Annotated in this window: 14 protein-coding genes and 3 pseudogenes; 5 read left to right on the top strand and 12 right to left on the bottom strand. The window is 69.2% G+C overall.

Annotated features, from left to right (window positions below; all coding sequences use genetic code 11):
* The 10 genes and pseudogenes from RMN56_RS28785 to RMN56_RS28830 form a co-directional block, all read right to left on the bottom strand.
* Window positions 1-954, bottom strand: a complete 954-nt coding sequence (locus RMN56_RS28785; RefSeq protein ID WP_313720946.1) for a zinc-binding dehydrogenase — start codon at window positions 952-954, stop codon at window positions 1-3.
* Window positions 951-3026: a type 1 glutamine amidotransferase family protein gene (locus RMN56_RS28790; RefSeq protein ID WP_313720948.1), complete on the bottom strand. Its 2076-nt coding sequence runs from the start codon at window positions 3024-3026 to the stop codon at window positions 951-953. The genes RMN56_RS28785 and RMN56_RS28790 overlap by 4 nt, the downstream gene beginning before the upstream one ends.
* Before the next feature lie 25 nt (window positions 3027-3051).
* Entirely contained in the window at window positions 3052-3969 is a 918-nt protein-coding gene (locus RMN56_RS28795; RefSeq protein WP_313720950.1) for a sugar phosphate isomerase/epimerase family protein, read from the bottom strand.
* Between the two features lie 10 nt (window positions 3970-3979).
* Window positions 3980-4738, bottom strand: coding sequence for a phytanoyl-CoA dioxygenase family protein (locus RMN56_RS28800; protein ID WP_313720952.1), 759 nt, complete (start codon window positions 4736-4738; stop codon window positions 3980-3982).
* A gap of 145 nt (window positions 4739-4883) precedes the next feature.
* Complete coding sequence (locus tag RMN56_RS28805) at window positions 4884-5957, bottom strand: Gfo/Idh/MocA family protein (RefSeq protein ID WP_313720954.1); 1074 nt, start codon at window positions 5955-5957, stop codon at window positions 4884-4886.
* A gap of 138 nt (window positions 5958-6095) precedes the next feature.
* On the bottom strand, window positions 6096-7283 hold the full coding sequence (locus RMN56_RS28810) for a Gfo/Idh/MocA family protein (protein WP_313720956.1): 1188 nt from the start codon (window positions 7281-7283) through the stop codon (window positions 6096-6098).
* 85 nt (window positions 7284-7368) lie between these two features.
* Window positions 7369-7688 (bottom strand): annotated as a pseudogene (locus tag RMN56_RS28815) (ABC transporter ATP-binding protein); the annotation flags it as partial.
* A gap of 218 nt (window positions 7689-7906) precedes the next feature.
* Window positions 7907-8809 (bottom strand): nucleoside hydrolase, encoded by a 903-nt coding sequence (locus RMN56_RS28820; protein WP_313720958.1) that lies wholly within the window; start codon window positions 8807-8809, stop codon window positions 7907-7909.
* Window positions 8794-9462 carry a ThuA domain-containing protein gene (locus tag RMN56_RS28825; RefSeq protein WP_313720960.1) on the bottom strand — a complete coding sequence of 223 codons (669 nt, stop codon included), beginning with the start codon at window positions 9460-9462 and terminating at the stop codon, window positions 8794-8796. The genes RMN56_RS28820 and RMN56_RS28825 overlap by 16 nt, the downstream gene beginning before the upstream one ends.
* 564 nt (window positions 9463-10026) lie before the next feature.
* Window positions 10027-10326: pseudogene (locus RMN56_RS28830) on the bottom strand (cation transporter); the annotation flags it as partial.
* A 93-nt stretch (window positions 10327-10419) separates the two neighbouring features.
* Here RMN56_RS28830 and RMN56_RS28835 point away from each other — a divergent pair.
* From RMN56_RS28835 to RMN56_RS32885, 3 genes and pseudogenes are all read left to right on the top strand, one after another.
* The gene (locus tag RMN56_RS28835) at window positions 10420-10995 is read left to right on the top strand and encodes a hypothetical protein (protein ID WP_313720962.1); all 576 of its coding nucleotides are present in this window, start codon (window positions 10420-10422) and stop codon (window positions 10993-10995) included.
* Window positions 10996-11254: 259 nt separating this feature from the next.
* Window positions 11255-11701 carry an Rv0361 family membrane protein gene (locus RMN56_RS28840; RefSeq protein ID WP_313720964.1) on the top strand — a complete coding sequence of 149 codons (447 nt, stop codon included), beginning with the start codon at window positions 11255-11257 and terminating at the stop codon, window positions 11699-11701.
* A gap of 111 nt (window positions 11702-11812) precedes the next feature.
* A pseudogene (locus tag RMN56_RS32885) lies at window positions 11813-12092 on the top strand (ATP-binding protein); the annotation flags it as partial.
* A gap of 34 nt (window positions 12093-12126) precedes the next feature.
* Here the strand turns inward: RMN56_RS32885 and RMN56_RS28845 are convergent.
* Both RMN56_RS28845 and RMN56_RS28850 read right to left on the bottom strand, forming a co-directional pair.
* Entirely contained in the window at window positions 12127-12375 is a 249-nt protein-coding gene (locus tag RMN56_RS28845; RefSeq protein ID WP_313720966.1) for a carbohydrate kinase family protein, read from the bottom strand.
* A gap of 202 nt (window positions 12376-12577) precedes the next feature.
* Window positions 12578-13165 (bottom strand): TetR/AcrR family transcriptional regulator, encoded by a 588-nt coding sequence (locus RMN56_RS28850; RefSeq protein ID WP_313724882.1) that lies wholly within the window; start codon window positions 13163-13165, stop codon window positions 12578-12580.
* A gap of 164 nt (window positions 13166-13329) precedes the next feature.
* Between RMN56_RS28850 and RMN56_RS28855 the strand changes: the two genes are divergently transcribed.
* A complete protein-coding gene (locus RMN56_RS28855; protein WP_313720968.1) occupies window positions 13330-14241 on the top strand; it encodes an alpha/beta hydrolase family protein in 912 nt (303 codons plus the stop codon).
* Between the two features lie 679 nt (window positions 14242-14920).
* Complete coding sequence (locus RMN56_RS28860; protein WP_313720970.1) at window positions 14921-17398, top strand: M14 family metallopeptidase; 2478 nt, start codon at window positions 14921-14923, stop codon at window positions 17396-17398.
* Window positions 17399-17519: the final 121 nt, after the last annotated feature.

Here is a 17519-nt window from a genome sequence, read left to right on the forward strand (position 1 = left end):
TCACGGCTCGGGGAACGTCAGGACCGCCTTCACGAACCCATCAGGCTTCTCGCGCAGCGTGGCGAAGGCGGTGTTGATCTCCTCGAGCGGGAAGCGGTGGCTGACGAGGCCGTCCATCGACAGCACGCCGCCGGCGAGGAGGCGCATGCCGACCGACATGCCCCGCATGATCACCGCGACGTCACGGAAGTGGGCGTTGACGACTTTGAACGCCATCCAGTTCCAGTAGGCCAGCGGGATGGTGCGGTCGGCGCCCTGATGGAAGCCGACGATCGCGACCGTGCCGCTCATCCGGGTGGTGTCACCGCACACCGTGAGGGCGCGTTGAGTGCCCGTGCACTCGAAGGTGATATCGGCGCCGCGCCCGTCGGTGAGAGACCGTACGACGTCGGGCAGTGACTCCTTCGTCACGTCGACGGTCCGCGTGGCGCCGAGCCGTTCGGCGCGCTCCAGGGCGTCGGCGCGCGCGTCGGCCACGATCAGGTGCCGCGGGCCGCGCAAGGCGGCGAGCTTCTGCACCAGGTTCCCCATGAATCCGGCCCCGATGATGACCACGTCGTCGCCCAGGCGGACGTCGGCGGCCTCGACGGCGTTGACGGAGCAGGCGATCGGCTCCGCGAGCGCCTCGTCGAGCGGGCCGTCGCCGGCCGGGAAGCAGTACGCCGCGCGCACCGCGACGTACTCCGCGAAGCCGCGCTCGGTGACCCAGACGCCGACCCGGTCCCCGACCGCCGGCGCGGTCACCTCGGCGCCGATCTCGACGACCACGCCGCTGACCTCGTGGCCCGGGTACCGGACCTCCCCCGCCGGCGGACCGGTCAGCCACGGCTCGAGCTCCGACGCGCACACGCCCGAGGCCACGACCCGGACCAGCACCTCATCCGGCTCGATCGACGGAACCCGGGCCTCCTCGACCTCGAACGTCTCACGTCCACGCAGCGCCGCGATCCTCACGCCAGCTCCCCATCGTGAAAGACCACGATCGCGTAGACGCCCAGCGAGTCGAGGCGTACGACGTGCGCACCCTCCTCGCGGACCACCTCCAGCGGCGTTCGCGTCCCGTCGCTCGCCACCACGGTCGCGTGCTTCCGGTCTTTCGGCAGCCGCACGCGGAGCGGGACATCGGTGAGCATGCGCACCGCGTCGGCATCGCGGTCGTAGTCGTAGTTGACCAGGTGCAGCGCGTAGGAGCCGTCGGCCAGGTGCTGGAGGTTCGCGGCGGCCGACACCGTGGTCTCGACCTGCCGCCCGTGCGGGAGCAGCTCGTCGAGCACGGCACGGCGTGCGGTGCGGACACCTGCGTGCTGCGGGAGGGAGCTTGCCACCCGGTCGGTGACGACGACCGTCCCGCCGGCCGCGAGGTATCCCTCGACGGCGGCGACCTGACCCTCGGTCAGTGCGAAGACGTCCGGCAGGATCACGGTCGAGTACCGCAGCAGCGCCTCAGTGCTCGAGCGGTCCGGAGCGGTGACGCCGTCGGGCCAGATCACCACGTCGTAGGGCACCGCGGCGTCCGACAGCGTCTTCGTCACGACGCGATACGGCACCACCACCGACTCGTCGCGCGCGTTGGTGGTGTTGTCGCCGGCGTCCGCCTTGCCGATCAGCTCGCGCGTGCTCTCGACGCTGAAGACGACCGCGACGTCGTTGGCGGTCCGGCGCGCGAACAGCTGCTCGTGGTCGGCCAGGAACGCCTGGATCCCGCTGGCGAGTTCGTGGGGGGCGTAGAACGAGTCCTCGATGACGCTGCCCATCCAGGAACCGTAGGGCACCGACATGTTCGAGCCCATCGCCGCCGCCTCGAACAGCGAGAGCCGGAACAGGTCGTAGCCCTTGCCCTTTCCGAGCAGGTCGATCAGCTCCGGAACAACACCGCCGTACGGGTTCTCGACGACTACGACATCCTTGTCACCGGCGAACGCCGCGACGTACCGGTACCAGTCCGGCTGGCGGTACGTCGTGTTCCGCATCTCCGTGATGACCAGGTCGACGTCGTCGGCGAGGGCGAGGTACATCGGCTCGAGGTTGAAGAAGTTGCCGGAGACGATGATCTCGCGGCCGCGCGACCGGGCGTACTCGCGGGCGTAGTCGGCGAGCTCGGCGAAATACCTCTTGATCGACAGGCACTGGAAGGCGTAGTAGTCGCCGAACAGCGGCGTCGACTCGCGGTCCGACTTGAAGTCGTAGCCCTGCGCGAGCAGCCAGTCGCCGTAGTGGAAGGTCTCGAGGTCGACTCCGTCGAGCACGACGTCCACCGCCGAGGGCTTCAGCCCCTGGATGTGGGCGCGGAAACCCTTCATGCAGTCCTTGCAGAAGCAAGCGCCGTACTGGAATGCACCCATCGGCAGCTCGGCCTCGTCGAGCTGGATCCCGTCGACACCGGCATCGACCTGGATCCTGATCACTGCCTTGAGGTACTCGCGCCAGACCGGGTTGTTGCGGTCCATGTAGAAGCACTGGTGCTCGCGATCCGGGCACTCGACCCAGTGCGCATGGCAGGGCCGGCCGTGAATGTCGCGGGCCACGCACTCCTCGATCAGGTCGGTGACCGGATCACCGTCGGAGTTCACCAGGCCGCCGGGAAAGTAGTGTTCGACCGGCTTCCAGAGCTTGGGGTAGCGGTTGGACGAGAACTCACGCAGCCCCATCCAGTCGCGCTTCCCCACGCCGCGCAGCTCGTTGAGGGCGAGGACGGCGTCCTCCTGGTCGGTCAACTCGACCGGGAACTCCCAGCCCTGGGCCTCGAAGATGATGCCTAGCACCTTGATGCCCCGCTCGTGGCAAGCGGCGATGAACTCGCTGTCGTTGACGAAGCCGTAGAAGCGCGAGCGGGCGTCGACCGGGCCGGACGCCTCCTGCTCGAGGTACGGCAGGGCCAGTGAGCCACCGCCCATGGCAGACCACACCAGCACGGTGGCGCGGTAGTCGACGAGCTCGTCGACCATTCGCAGGCGGCGGGGCGGGAGACTCGGGTGGTAGCAGTGCTGGCGGGGGAACCAGGCATCGAAGTAGACGCCGCGGTGCATGGGCGGGGCCTTCCCGGGCGGTCGATCAGACGTGGACGTGCGGGGCGAGGGTGCGGTGTGCGATGGTCAGGCCCTGGCGGACGCGGCCGGGATCACCGCTCCAGACCGGGTCCTCGTGCTCGACGGAGACGACACCTTCGTATCCGTGCTGGTGGAGCGCGTCGATCAGGCGCCGCCAGTCGACCTCACCGAGGCCGGGGATGCGGTAGCGCCACCACCCGCTCTTCCAGGGCTGCTTGTTGAGCACCTGCCCGAACACCCCGTAGCGGTTGCGGGCGGCGGCGTGCACCTCGACGTCCTTGGCCTGAACATGCAGGATCCGTTCGGCGTGCGCCTCGAGCGCCGCCAGTGGGTCGATGCCGAGCCAGACCAGGTGCGAGGGATCGTAGTTGAGCCACAGCCCGAGGTCGGCCATCCAGCCCCAGAGCTCGGGCGAGTACGCGAGGTTCGCCGGATAGCCGTCGGGATGCCAGCCCTCCATCGGGCAGTTCTCGATCACGAGGCGTACGTCGCGGGCCGCGGCGTACTCGACCAGCGGCGGCAGCACCTGCTCGGCCAGCCGGAGGTTCTCGGCCACCGTGAGCGTCACGTCGCGGCCGACGAAGGTGCCGACCAGGCGCACGCCGAGCAGGTGGGCGGCGTCGATGCACCGGCGCAGGTGCGCGTGCGTCGCCTCGCGAACCTCCCGGTCCTCATGCAGGTTGTTCTCGTAGTACGCGACCGCCGACAGGGTCAGGCCGTGCCGGTCGAGCATCGCGGCGACGCTGTCGGCGTCGGCCTGCCCGAATGCCTCGACGTTCAGGTGGCTGGCCTCCCAGTCGCGGCCGGGCCGGTCGGGCCAGGCGGCGACCTCGAGGGCGGCGTACCCGTGGCCGCCGGCCCACCGGGCGATGTCCTCGAGCGACTCGCCGGGCAGGCAGGCGGTCAGAAGTCCCAGTCTCATGAGCCGAACCTCAGGCGCGGGCGGGTGCGTTCGCGTAGTCATTACCGGCGAGGTCGACCCCTCGGGCCAGCCAGATCTTCCATCCTTCGTTCTGTGGGACGTCCTGCATCTTCACCGAGCTTGGGAAGTACCGCATGGTGTAGCCGGTGCGCCGGGTGGCGCTGGTGTTGGCTCGGGCGCCGTGGACGATCCGGCCGTCATGCATCGAGAACTCGCCGCGCTGCAACTCGAAGTAGACGGCCTTCCCCTCGTCCACACCGGCGATTTCGGCGTGGAAGGTCTGCTCGGTCATGTCGGTGGGCCGGTAGTTGTCCGAGAACCCGCCGTCCAGGTGCGAGCCCGGAATGACCCGCATGCAGCCGTTCTCCTTGAACGAGCCGCCCTCGAGGGCGAGCCAGATCGTGACGATGTTGTCGTAGTCGTCGAAGCGGCCCTCCCAGTACGCGCTGTCCTCGTGCCAGGGGGTCGCCCGGCCGGTGAAGGGGTCCTTCGAGATGAAGTGGCTCGACCAGAGAGCGATGTTGGGGCCGACCAGTGGCTCGACCCAGTCGAGAACCTCGTCGGAGAGCAGGTGATCCAGCAGCCGCTCGTCGTGGTAGTGCGGGGTGTCGAGCTCGTCGGAGAGCTTGTCGCCCCTGGCTTCGAGGTGCTCGTTGAAGATCAGCTCGAGCTGCGAGAGGCGATCCTCCGACAGCAGTTGCCGGCCGGGCAACAGATAGCCGTTCTCGCGGAAGAACGCCACATCGGCGTCGGTCAGGGTCTCAGTCATCGCGGTGGCGCCTTTCCAGGTAAAGGTGTTCGGGGGGACAGGGGCGAGGACGACGCTACGGCGCGGCGACCGGGGCCACGACACCTATCTTCGGCTGGGCTCGACTTATCTTCCGAATGTCGCCCCGCTCGACGTCGTCCCGGGATCAGCCCTTCTCCAGGGCTCGGATGATCTCGACGAAGAGCTCCATGTCGTGCACGAAATCTTCCGGGGTCGTCTTGGGTGTCGCACCTGTGGTGACCGCCTCGTGGAAGTGCTCGAGCTCGTAGGTGTAGGGGTCCTTGAGGTGTGGTCGCCGCACGGAACGCTCGTAGGAGTCGCCGTCGGTGAGCTCCAGATGCAGCGTCGTCGGGAAGTGCCGGACGTAGGGCGTGTCGTACTCCACCTTCATCGTGCCGCTCGCGCCGTAGACCTCGATGTAGGTGTCGTAGCGCAGTTGGTCGTCCACCCCTGTCTCGTACGTGACGACGAAGTCGCCGTAGTCGAGGAGTGCGACGAGGTAGCCGCCGTTGCGCCACATCTTCGCGGCCGAGACCTCCTTCGGGCGGCCGAGCAGCTCCCGCATCGCGGAGAGGTCGTGGCTGCCGAGGCCGCAGAGCAACCCGTAGGTCCACTCCAGCTCCTGGGGAACGTCGCCCAGCGCCTCCTTCACGAGCGCCGAGCGGCGCGCCCACTTCTCGTCGACCGCCTCCTCCGGGACGTCGTCCGGCCGGTCGACGTACGACGTCTGGTCGACGATCAGCCGATTTTCGCCGATCACGTCGTGGACCCGCACGTAGCGGATCGGGCCGAGCTGGGGCAGCTTTTCGACCGCCTCGGTGAACGCCGGTGCGAAACGCCGCATGTAGGCGACCATCACGGTCTTCCCCGACCGGTCGCGCGCCGCGATGATCTCCTGTGCCTCGCGGGGGCTGAGGCACATCGGCTTCTCGACCAGTACGTCGAGACCCGCGTCGAGCGCCGCGACCGTGCAGTCCGCGTGGTACTCGTCGCTGTTGAGCACCACCACGCAGTCCAGGCCGCCGGCGGCGAGCATCTCGCGGAAGTCGGTGTAGCGGTGCTCGACCCGATAGCGAGCGCCCAGACGCTCCAGCAGACCCGGCGAGATGTCGCAGATCGCCGCGAGCTCGTAGCGGTCGGGCAACGACTCGATGACGGGCAGGTGGATGACCTGGGCGACCTCGCCCAGTCCGATCACGCCGACGCGCAGCTTGCTCAACTGTGTACCTCTCGGTAGTGGGTTGGCCGGTAAGGGCGACCGGTCAGGGCCTGGGGAGAACGCGGCGTCGAACGACGCCGCAGACGGCCCGATGCGCTGCCGGGGGGCGCACGCACCGGTGCTCCCGTCGGGCATTGGTCAGACCGCGGTCCAGCCGGCGCCCGCTGCCGAGGATCGCTCAACGGCGTCCAGCACCCGCTGGACCTGGAGGCCGTCGGCGAACGACGGCGCCGGCGGCGTGCCGGCTGCGACATCGCGCACGAAGTCGGCGATCTCGTGCACGAACGTGTGCTCGTAGCCCAGTCCGTGGCCGGGAGGCCACCAGACGCCGGTGTAGGGATGGTCGGGTTCGGTGACCAGGATCCGGCGGAACCCGGCGTCACGGGAAGGCGCGGTGCCGTCGTGCACGTGCAGCTCGTTCATCGACTCGAAGTCGAAGGCGATGCTGCCGGCCGAACCGTTCAGCTCGATCCGCATGGCGTTCTTGCGCCCGGTGGCGAACCGGGTCGCCTCGTAGGTCGCGAGCGCGCCGCCGTCGGTGCGCCCGAAGAACACCGCGGCGTCGTCGACGGTGACCTCGCCGGTCTCGACGCCGCCGCTCGCACTCAGCCCGGACGTCGCCTGGGCGACGGGACGGCGCTCGACGAAGCGGGTGTGGTGGCCCGAGACCTTGGTCAGGCGCTGGCCGGTGAGGAACTGGGAGAGGTCGACGATATGTGCGCCGATGTCGCCGAGCGCGCCGGATCCAGCCTTGTCCTTCTGCAGTCGCCAGACCAACGGGAACTCCGGGTCCACAATCCAGTCCTGCAGGTAGTGAGCACGAATGTGGCGAACCGCGCCCACGGCGCCTTCCTCGACGAGCCGCCTCATGTAGGCGAGCGCCGGTGTACGGCGGTAGTTGAATCCGACGGAGGACAGGACGCCTCGCGCTTGTGCCGCCTGGGCCGTGGCGGTCATCTGCTCGGCCTCGGCGACGGTGTTCGCCAGCGGCTTCTCGCACAGCACGTGCTTCCCGGCCTCCAAGGCCGCGATGGCGATGTCGGCGTGCGTGTCGCCTGGCGTGCAGATGTCGACGACCTGGACATCATCCCGGTTGAGTACCTGCCGCCAGTCCGTCGTCCAGTCCGCCCACCCCATCTTGTCGGCGGCCGCCTTGGTGGCGGACTCGGTGCGGCCGCAGATGACGCTCATCGCCGGGCGGACCGGCAGGTCGAAGAACCGGTGCGCGGTGCGCCACCCCTGGGAGTGAGCGGCACCCATGAACGCGTAGCCGATCATCGCTACCCCGAGCTCGGACCGCGGGCCGCCAGGCTGATGCGCGCTCATGATCTCTCCTTCGGACCGGCGCAAATCGGTTTGCTAGAGGAACACGCTAAGTGCTGCGCACCTTCCGGTCAACGCAGTCAACCGGTCAGACGGGCGGGTCGGGTCCGTGCCATGAACGCCACAGCGCGGCGTACGCTCCATCGGCGGCGACCAGCTCGCCGTGCGTGCCGAGCTCGGTGATGCGCCCGCCTTCGACCACTGCGACCCGATCGGCGGCGCGCGCGGTGTGCAGGCGGTGGGCGATGGCGATCACCGTACGGCCCTGGAGCATGGCCATCGCCAGGTTCTCTCGCAGCGAGCCGATGAACAGGTGGTGTTCCTGCGTCACCAGGACAATGCGTCGGCCCAATCCTCGGGGGAAGTCTCGCCAACCGCGACGCCGCCGACCCGTACGCTACCGGCTCGGCCTCCGCTCCGACGAGGGCGCCGGGCAGCGGCTCGACGGCACCGGAGGTACTGAGGTACGGCAGCCCGGCGGTGTCGTACGGCGCATCCTCCGGTGCGTCGCGCGGTACGCCTCGGTCACATGATCCGCACCGCGCTGACCAGGCTCAACTCGCTCGCGGGTACCTGGTGACAGCTTCCCCCCTGACGACAGGCCGGCCACGACGTCGACCGACAGCTCACGGCAGAGCCGCCATCCGCTCGAGAAACAACTCTCGGAAGGCAGGCGCGTCCACCGCTGTCGCGATCCGGCAGTTGGGCTCGGGCGGGTTCTCCCACATCAGGAGGTCGGCCACCGCCACCCCGCGGGTGACCCGGCCGGCCGTTTCCACGGCGACGTGCGCCTCGGTCCAGGTGACCAGATCCGGACGGGTGACCACCGCGACGGCGAGCGGGTCGTGCAGCGCGCAGCTGCCCTGCTCGATCGCCTCTCGCGGCTTGACCCGCTCCTGGAAGTCGATCCAGGCCTCGCTGTGGCGGGCGGCGATCCGGCCGAACTTCCCTTCGGACTCCAGGGCTCGGGCGTCCTCGCGGCTCAGCCGCACCTGACGGGTCACGTCGAGTCCGACGAACCGCAGGCGCGCGCCGCTCTCGCAGACCGACTGGGCCGCCTCGGGGTCGCACCAGAAGTTGTATTCACCCGGCATCGCCGCGACGTTCGTCTGCTCGAGGAACACCCCACCCATGACGACGACCTCGCGCACCGCGCCCGCGACCCCCGGTGCGAGCGCGAGCGCGCGTGCGACATTGGTCAGCGGTCCAATCGCGACGATGGTCAACTGCCCTGGCTCGGCGAGCACCCGACGCGCGATCTCCTCGGCCGCGACGACATCGGCCGGGGCACCCTGCACCACGGGCACGTCGCCGCGGCCGAGCACCTCGAGCAGCTCACGAGTCAGCCGGGTCGAGGTCACGACGTCGCTGTTGCCACCGACCGTCGTGACCAGCTCGACGCGGAGACCGGGGTCGGCCAGGGCCAGCGCAAGCGCGAAGCCGTCGTCGATGTCCGACCCCGGCGCCCCCATGGCCAGGTCCGTGTCGAGGATGATCCGCATCGGTTCCCGGGTCAGCGGCTCGCCCACAGCAGACCTCTCTCGGTCAGCGTCCGCACATCTGGGTGGTCGAGGTCCTCCAGCTTGTGGCCGATCGTCGAGACGAAGACCCTGCCCTTCCCCCACTGGCGGGTCCACACCGCGGGGCAGGTCAGCTCCTCCCGCCACGGCGTGTCGTCACGCACGCCGAACGTGGTCGTAGCGAGCACGTCGTTCAGCTCATCGGTGAGCACCCAGTACTGCTCGGTGTTCAGCGCCCAGCGGTCCAGGCCCTCGACGATCTGATGCCCGCGCCGCTCCGGCACGACGGTCACCTCGTACTCGACGAAGCCACCGGGATGCGCGGCCCACTGCCCGCCCGTGAGGTGTAGGTAGTCGGGCGAGCCGCGAAAGGAGTCACAGACGCCACCGTGCCAGCCGGCGAGACCGGTGCCGCCCGCGACCGCGGCGGACAGCCCGAGTACCTGTTCGTCGGTGGCGACGCCCTGGGTGTAGCACTGCACGACGAGATCGATCGCGGCGAGCTTCTCGCCGTCGGCGTACACCTCGGGGCTCTCGTGCACCTCGACGGCGTAGCCGTGCTCCTCGAGGAACGGGATGAACCTCTCGGTCGCCGCGACCGGGCTGTGCCCCTCCCAGCCACCCCGGACGACCAGAGCCTGACGGGTGCGCCCACTGTCCATGCTTCTCCTTGGTGTGAGGGTTCGATCGGCACGGTAGCCAATCGATTTGCGAAACGCCAGAGGCCGGCAGTCAGTTGGTCGGCGCTCGCCCTCAGCGCGATGTTGCAGCACCCACATCAACGGCTGGGACCCCTTCGCTGAACCCGACTCGCGTCCGGCGTTGGCATGCCGGATCTACCGCAGCAACGGCGCACTGTCAGGAGTACCGCCCATCGAGGCGCTGCGGCAGGCACTCAAGCGGGCTGCGGACGCAGCCCGGCGGTGACTTGCCAGCGTCAACCAAGCCGTCCGGCAGCCCCGCACTCGATGAGACCAGGGCGCTCACCCCCGAACGCCCGCCGAGGACCCGTCCGATGCGCGCCAGACCAGCGGCCCCTGTTGGCATCTCGACGACGTCCGCGAGCCCGGACCTCCCCGACTACGGCTACTCCCGCCGTCTTATCCCGGCTGCGCACGCGTTCCTGTGCGCGCATCCCAAGGACCGGTTGGTCAGGGTGACTTGGGCAGCAGGTCGGGCAGGCCCGCCTGCTCGGACAGGCAGCCTGGATCTGGCAGAGCGAATCATCAGCAGCCGTCGCTGCAGCCGGCGGCGTCGCCGCCCGCTCCGGTCGCGGGCCGAAGCGCGGCGGCCGGGGAGCAGCAGGCGACGCCGAGCCAGGCTTCGCGGCCTTCCTTGATGGCAACGGCGGCGATCACCAGTGCTGCGGCGCGGTCGGCCCACCACCAGCCGAACAGGGAGTTGACCGCCAACCGGACGAGCAGCACGGCCGACAGGTAAGTGCACAGCAGAGTCCGCTTGGAGTCCGCGACTGCGGACACGGAGCCCAGCTCTCGGCCCGCGCGACGCTGCGCAGCCGACAGCACCGACCGCCGGTCCGGCTGAGATCGGGAACCGGGAGGAGGCAACGCCCGTCTTAGCGGTGACGGCCAATCAAAGACGGCACAGGAGGACTCTTGATGCGGCGTGTGCTGGTCCTCGCGATTGTTGTAGGAGCGTTCGCCGGTACGGCGGGCTGCGCCCGCAGCACCACTGCGGTGCCCACGCCGGCCCTGGCGCCAGCCGGAGATGCACCGGCCGATCTCCGCGAGGCCGAGATCTACATTCCGGTCCTGCAGCGATATCTCACCACGCCCACGGAAAACTCCTTTCCCGCGCGGACCTTCACGAAGATTTACGTGCTCGACCAGGCCCATCCGGACGCCGGAGATCCGCTGGGAAAGCATGAGCGAGGCACTGCCATAGCGCTGAATGCCCAACACCAGATCACGGCCGCCCTGGCGCAGGTGGCGCCGGTCGAGTTCATCGCCGACCGGAAAGCAGTAATCGAGACGAGGGACGGCTGCCCGCAGGTCAGGGACGGCGGCATCCTGATCACTCTCGGCACCGTCGACGGCGACGACAGCAAGGCGAAGGTCGCGATCAACGGGTTCGTCGCCTGCCTCGGCGCCACATGGCTGACCTATGCCCTACAGAGGGACGCAGGCAGCGGGTGGCGGGTGACCGGCACGACCGGCTCAACGGGGATCGCCTGACCGAAGGATCAAGTCGTCCACCGTGCACCGCCGGTGGCAGCACGCACGCCGCCCGCACAACTCGATCGCTGCAGGCAATGGGAAGGGCGCCCCTCTCCGCGATCGCGGCGGTGCTCCCCCTTCTGCTGTTGAGTAGCCGACCTGGGCGTGAGCACGACCGGAGCGTTCTTCCCTCCAACGCCCGCTGCCTCAACGGCAGGGCCTCCTCGGACCGCCCCATACCCCCGCACAGTTGCGCGATTCTCCTATCGTGCGCGGTATGGCGTACGAGCCGGTCATGGTGCCACCGAAGGACCCGCGTACAAGACGAACAGTGCTCATCGTCGTCGGTGTCATGGTCTCCCTCTGCTGCCTCGGTGGCGTCATCGGCGGCTCCGTACTGTGGAACCTGTCCCGGGAGGCCAGAGGGCCCGCGCATGAGAGTGTGGACACCTTCGCCGGGGCGATGGTCGCGCGGGACTTCCCGGCGGCCTACGGACAACTCTGCAGCCAACTGCGGAACCGGCAGAGCCAGGCCGACTTCGTCCGCCAGCAATCCGAGCTGTTCACGTCCACCGGCTACGAGATCGTCGGCGTGAACATCACCAACAGCAACGGCCGGGTCCGCGGGCAGGCCGACGTGCGCTGGCTCTTGCCCAACGGTGCCAGCGGGACCCAGGTGCTCACCTTGGTCAAGGAAGACGGCGACTGGCGGGTCTGCGAGTGACGGCGAGCCACCGACCCGCAGGCGAGAGCTGCTGAGCGGGCCTGCCGGCAATGTGCCGGCTAGCCACCTACGCCCCCGGTGGTCTGAGATGGCCCCTTGAGACCGGACACCTCGCCGTCCCTGGCCGCGTCGGTCAAGCACCTAGCGGAGCGGCCTGGGCCGAGTCGTGGACGATGAGGAGCTCCTCGCCGCCTCCCTGCATCGCGAGGTCGCCGCCCGGGATGCCTGGCGGTGACGGGCGCATCCGGGCAGAGACGTTCCCGCCCGCAAATGGCCTGCAGCGTTCGACGTTGACCACCAACGCTCCCTGAAGCGGGAGACGATCGCCCACCTCGGCACCCTCGACTTGGTGGCCGCGAAAAAGTACGCCGGCTGGTCCGGTCGAGGAGAGTTCCGGTGGGCCCTTTGGCGCACCCGTGCCACGATCAGGTCGCCCTTCCGGTCCCCCTCGAGCAGGCGCCCACCTCGTTGTCGGCGAAGGCGGTGACCACCGCGGTGCGGAGCCCGAAGCAGCGGGGCAGTCCCCGGGCGACGTTGTATTCGCCGCCGCCCTCCCAGACCTGGAAGCTGCGGGTGGTGCGCACCCGCCCCTCAGCGGGGTCGAGGCGCAGCATGATCTCGCCGAGGGAGACGAGGTCGTACCGACAGTCGTCGGCGGGCCGGATCCGCAGCATCTCACGCCTCCGACGCGGAACGGGCGGCCGCCACCGCGGCCGACGTACGGCGGGTGACCTCGTCCCAGCGGCCGGCGGCGCGTCGCGCGTCCGCGACGGCCAGGCCACCGGACGGCCTGACGCATCCTGCGGGGTGCGGGACATCGCCACGGGCGTCCGGCTGACCGCGAGGCGCGCCCGCGCCGTCACCCCGAACGCACAATCATTCCTCCCTGGTGGGACGTAACCCTTCGATGAGGAGTCCGACCAGGCGGCGCGCGTCGTAGCGCGGGTCGCGGCCCGCGCCGATGCAGAGATTGCCGACGCCGCGCATCAGTTCGTAGGCGTGCACCTCGGGGCGGACCTCGCCCGCCGCGGCGGCGGTCTCGAGCAGCCGGGCGCACACCGGGACGAGGCGGTTGAGGAAGTAGGCGTGCAGGGACTGGAAGGCGGCATCGTCGGACTGCAACGCCTCCGCCAGCCCGTGTTTGGTGACCAGGAAGTCGACGAACAGGTCGATCCATCGAGCCAGGGCGGCGTGCGGACTGCCGCCGCTCGCCAGCAGGGCCGGGCCGGCCTCGGCGCAGGCCTCGACCTGGTGCCGGTAGACCGCGACGACAAGATCAGCCCGCGTCGGGAAGTGGCGGTAGATCGTGCCGACACCGACACCCGCCTGGGCGGCGATGTCGCGCACGGGCACATCGACGCCGGAGGCGAGGAAGGCCGCGGCGGCCGCGTCGAGCAGGGTCTGCTCGTTACGTCGGGCGTCGGCGCGCTTGCGCGGGGCGGCCTTTCCCGCCGCGCTGTCTATGTCGGCCACGGTGCTGTCGCCTCCGTCACACGTGTTGGTAAACGGAACGGTGTTCCGTATCGTCTTAACGGAACGCTGTTCCGCTTGTTCATGATGTCAGGGCTGCAGCCCCATGTCCAAGCCGCGCGTCACCAACTCGGTTCACCCGTCAAGGAGAAACAGCCATGTCCCACTCCGTTGAAGGCTCCGCCGCGTCCGCTCCGGTCGTCTCGGTCACGCCGGTCGTGCTGCCCGACCGAGGCCGCGGCCAGGACCTGCAGGTCAGGGTGTCCGCCCCGGCGACCGGATCGGACCTGCCCATCATCGTCTTCTCGCACGGCTTCGGCTGGTCGATGGACGGCTACGCCCCGCTTGTCGACTTCTGGGCCGCCCACGGCTTCGTGGTGGTCCAGCCCACACACCTCGACTCCAGGACCTTGGGCGTCACGCCCGACGATTCCCGCTACCCCGAGATCTGGCGCCTCCGCGTGGCGGACCTCCGGCACGTCCTCGACGAACTCGATCTCATCGAGGCCGCCGTACCCGGTCTGCGGGGGCGCCTCGATCGAAGCCGCGTCGCCGCGGCCGGACACTCCTGGGGTGGCCAGACGGCGAGCATGCTGCTGGGTGCCCGGGTCCTCGACGCCGACGGCGTCCCCGGCGAAGACATGTCCGACCCGCGGGTCAAGGCCGGTGTGCTGCTGGCCACGACCGGCACCGGCGGAGCCGACCTGAGTCCGTTCGCCGCCGAGCATTTCCCCTTCATGAGCCCGAGCTTCTCGGACATGACCACGCCGGCCCTGGTGATCGCGGGCGACCGGGACGACTCGCCGCTGTCGGTCCGGGGACCGGACTGGTTCACCGACCCGTACCACCTGAGCCCCGGTCCCAAGAGCCTGCTCACTCTGTTCGGGGCGGAACATTCCCTCGGCGGAATCGCCGGCTACACCGTCACGGAGACGACCGACGAGAGCCCCGAACGCGTCGCCCTGATCCGGCGGCTCACCTGGGCCTACCTGCGCAGCACGCTCTACCCCACCGACACCGGTTGGGCCACGGCGAGCGCCGAAGGCCTGGGCCGCATCGAATCGAAGTAGAACGAGCCCGCCGCGCCCCTCATCGGACCAGACGGCGGTGAGGGGCGCGGACCCCTCGTTGATCGACATTCGCCGTTGCGCTGAGCGCCGGTCGTGGCTGTCGGCGTCCTCTCGGGAGAGACTGCGGTCTCATTGTCGAACGCGGCACGACGACTGATTCCGGCATTCCTCACACCCGCAGCACCTCCACGTACGACTCCGGGGGGAATTACGACGGCCGTCCCGCCCCGGCGTCGGGCGGGCAGAACCCATCGCTGAACCGATAGCCGGTGACCGCCAACCGCCTCCGCTATCGGGTTTCAGTCGAGCAGGCCCGCGCGGGCTGCTTGCGGTTCCGCTCCGCCCGCATGCCGTGCGTGCGGAGCACCGGAAAGACGTCGTCCAGCATCCGTTCCAGGTCCGCCTGGTAGCGGGCCTGCTGCCGACCTGACAGCCGATCACCCGCAGCTCCTCAAGTAATGCTCAAATCCAGTTCGGCCGATCCTTCGATGCGACGGACCTGCATACGCTCAACGCGCCCGGCTCTCTCATGGTCCTCCCCGACCCGTCATGGCGGCGTCCACCGTCGTACACGGGTAGACCTGCGCGAGCTCGGCGTGACCGTCGCGGATGGATCGGCCTACCCGCAGCAGGCCGGCCCACCGCGTCAACCGCACGTCGCAAGCAGAAGGAGGGGAGAATGAGACCCGTACAGCGACGCATCGCGCTTCTCGCGCTACCCGCCCTGGTGGGAAGCGTCCTCATGGCGACCGGGCCCGCGGGTGCGGACCCCGCCGGGTCGGCGGCCACGGCAGGCTCGGAACGATCCCGCCTCGAGGTTCCGGAGGCCGCACGCCTCGTACGCATCAAGCTGACCGGCGCCGACATGCTGGACAAGGTGGCCGCCGCCGGCTTCGACCTCGAACACGGTCTGAAGCGCGTGCCGACGGGCATCGAAGGCGAGGCGGTGGCGACCGCCGAGCAGGTCGCCGAACTCGAGGCGCTGGGCGTCGAGATCCTCGGCGACGGCGAGGGCTTCGTCTGGAGCGAGGAGGCCGACGGTGGCCTCCAGACCCTCCGCACGAAGGCCGTCCAGCCGCTCACCCACGAGGAGACGGTACGGATCGCCCGTGCCGACTGGTTCACGACGAAGGGCCAGGGCTTCCTGTACGTCGAGGCGCGGACCACCGAAGGGGCGCAGACGAACCCGGTCGTCTCGATGCAGCTCGAGAACGACTCGGGCCCGGACACCTCGTTCGGCTCCGCCCGGACGATGAGCCGGTTCGTCGATTCCGGGCAGTACATGTTCCACCGGAACCTGTTCAAGCTCGACGCGCGCCCGAGCCAGATCCGGGTCACGAGCTCGACGGGAGGCGTCGCCACCGGCTACGTCTCCAACTGGCTCGAGGACGGCGCGCCGCCGCTGACGGCGAACCCCGCCTACAAGTGGGACTTCGTCGACGGCTACCGGCACCCGCAGCAGCTGTTCAGCCGCGCTGAGGAGATCGCCCGCCAGTACCCGGACATCGCCGAGATCGTCTACCTGCCGAACAAGACGAACGGCTATCAGCGGAAGGCGCAGGCCACGATCGGCGGTACCGGGCAGAGTGCTGTCGTTGTCAGCTCGGCTGCCTGGGGCCACGAGGGCGGCAACGACATCACGGTCGAGTTCGTGGACCGGCCGGGGGCGAACCTCCCGCTCGGTGTCGAGGTTGCGGGCAAGGCGATCCGCGTCCTCCTTGCCAAGGACGCCTCCGGTGCGGCGGCGAGCACAGCCGCACAGGTGGCTGCGGCTCTGGAGAGCCAATCCCAGAGCCTGATCGACCGGGCGCACCCGTACCGCACCAACGCGGGCACCGGCATCGTCGCGGCGACCTCCGGCCCGGTCGCGCTGACCGACTTCCTCGACCAGAAGCGCGTCGGCGCGCCGGAGGGCGAGGTGCCGCGCGGCCCGGCCACGATCCCCGTCCTGCGGATCGGCAAGCACCGCGACGGCAGGAACCCAGGTGTGCTGATCCAGGCGCAGGACCACGCCCGCGAATGGGTGCCCGCGACGACCAGCCTGGAGTCGGCCGAGCGTCTGGTGCACAACTACAGGTCCGACCGGGAGACCAAGAAGATCGTCGACAACACCGACATCTTCTTCATCCTGTCCAACAACCCGGACGGGGCGAACTACAGCTTCTACAACTTCGCCTCACAGCGCCGGAACATGACGAACCACTGCCCGGATGACAACGCCGATCCGGCCCGGCGCAACTCCTGGGGCGTCGACCTGAACCGGAACTACCGGGTCGGGTCGGCTCACGACGGCTACTCGGGCGGGTCGAACAGCTGCGTCAGCGACACCTACCAGGGCCCGGAGAAGCTGTCCGAGCCCGAGTCGAAGAACATCATCTGGCTGGTCGAGAAGTACTCGAACATCAAGTTCATGATGTCGGTGCACTCCAACGGCGGCCAACTGTTCTGGCAGCCGGGCGCCTACATCGCGGACGGGCGCATCACCACGCCGCGTCCGCCCCTGGGCGACGAGGCGTTCTACTGGCAGTCGGCCGCCCGGATCCTGTCGCAGGTCAAGGCGCACCGGCAGACCGTCGTCACGCCGGAGAACGTCGGCGGCTCGTCGGACGTCCTCTACTCCTCCGCGGGCAACGTGCGCGAGGATCTCTACTACACCTACGGGATCTACGCCTTCGGCTGGGAGGTCGGCGGCTCGGTCTACAACCCGGCCACGGGCAACTGGCAGGGCGGTTCGTTCCAACCGGCGTGGGTGGGTAACCCGGACCTCGTCAGCGGCCACTCCGAGACAATGGAGTACGCCAACGGCATCATGGAGATGTTCCGGATCGCGGCGGACTGGGGCAAGGACCACCAGAATCCGACGTCCCAGCTCGTTCCCGGCGGCGGGAAGTACACCGGGCCCGTCGACATGCGCTTCGAGACGAGCGAGCCAGCCACCATCTACTACACGACGGACGGCAGCCGGCCCACCCTCGAGTCGCCGCGCTACGCGGCGACCGAGTTCCGTGAGCCGGGGCAGGTGTTCCACGTGACCGAGACCACGACGTTCCACTGGTTCTCGGTCGACAGCGCCGGCAACATCGAGCAGAACTACGACCCGTCGAAGAACGACAAGCGCAACAACTACCGCACGGCGACGATCACGATCGCGCCGTAGTCGGGCGCCACGCCGCCCTCCGGTGATCATTGCCTCGTCAGTGGGGGTTCCCTTCGCTGACGAGGCAATGGTCGGGGCCTGTGCTGATTCCGGAAACCCTCAGGCGGTCGAAGGACGACAG

Origin of the sequence: Micromonospora halotolerans, from assembly GCF_032108445.1 — a bacterium.
Taxonomy (GTDB): domain Bacteria; phylum Actinomycetota; class Actinomycetes; order Mycobacteriales; family Micromonosporaceae; genus Micromonospora; species Micromonospora halotolerans.

What these genes read in the sequence shown, in the direction of transcription:
- RMN56_RS28825 (WP_313720960.1), bottom strand. Translation starts at nt 9,462, where the DNA reads ATGGACAGTGGGCGCACCCGTCAGGCTCTGGTCGTCCGGGGTGGCTGG.
- RMN56_RS28845 (WP_313720966.1), bottom strand. Translation starts at nt 12,375, where the DNA reads ATGCTGCGGATCCGGCCCGCCGACGACTGTCGGTACGACCTCGTCTCC.
- RMN56_RS28810 (WP_313720956.1), bottom strand. Translation starts at nt 7,283, where the DNA reads ATGAGCGCGCATCAGCCTGGCGGCCCGCGGTCCGAGCTCGGGGTAGCG.
- RMN56_RS28855 (WP_313720968.1), top strand. Translation starts at nt 13,330, where the DNA reads ATGTCCCACTCCGTTGAAGGCTCCGCCGCGTCCGCTCCGGTCGTCTCG.
- RMN56_RS28835 (WP_313720962.1), top strand. Translation starts at nt 10,420, where the DNA reads ATGCGGCGTGTGCTGGTCCTCGCGATTGTTGTAGGAGCGTTCGCCGGT.
- RMN56_RS28790 (WP_313720948.1), bottom strand. Translation starts at nt 3,026, where the DNA reads ATGCACCGCGGCGTCTACTTCGATGCCTGGTTCCCCCGCCAGCACTGC.
- RMN56_RS28860 (WP_313720970.1), top strand. Translation starts at nt 14,921, where the DNA reads ATGAGACCCGTACAGCGACGCATCGCGCTTCTCGCGCTACCCGCCCTG.
- RMN56_RS28840 (WP_313720964.1), top strand. Translation starts at nt 11,255, where the DNA reads ATGGCGTACGAGCCGGTCATGGTGCCACCGAAGGACCCGCGTACAAGA.
- RMN56_RS28795 (WP_313720950.1), bottom strand. Translation starts at nt 3,969, where the DNA reads ATGAGACTGGGACTTCTGACCGCCTGCCTGCCCGGCGAGTCGCTCGAG.
- RMN56_RS28800 (WP_313720952.1), bottom strand. Translation starts at nt 4,738, where the DNA reads ATGACTGAGACCCTGACCGACGCCGATGTGGCGTTCTTCCGCGAGAAC.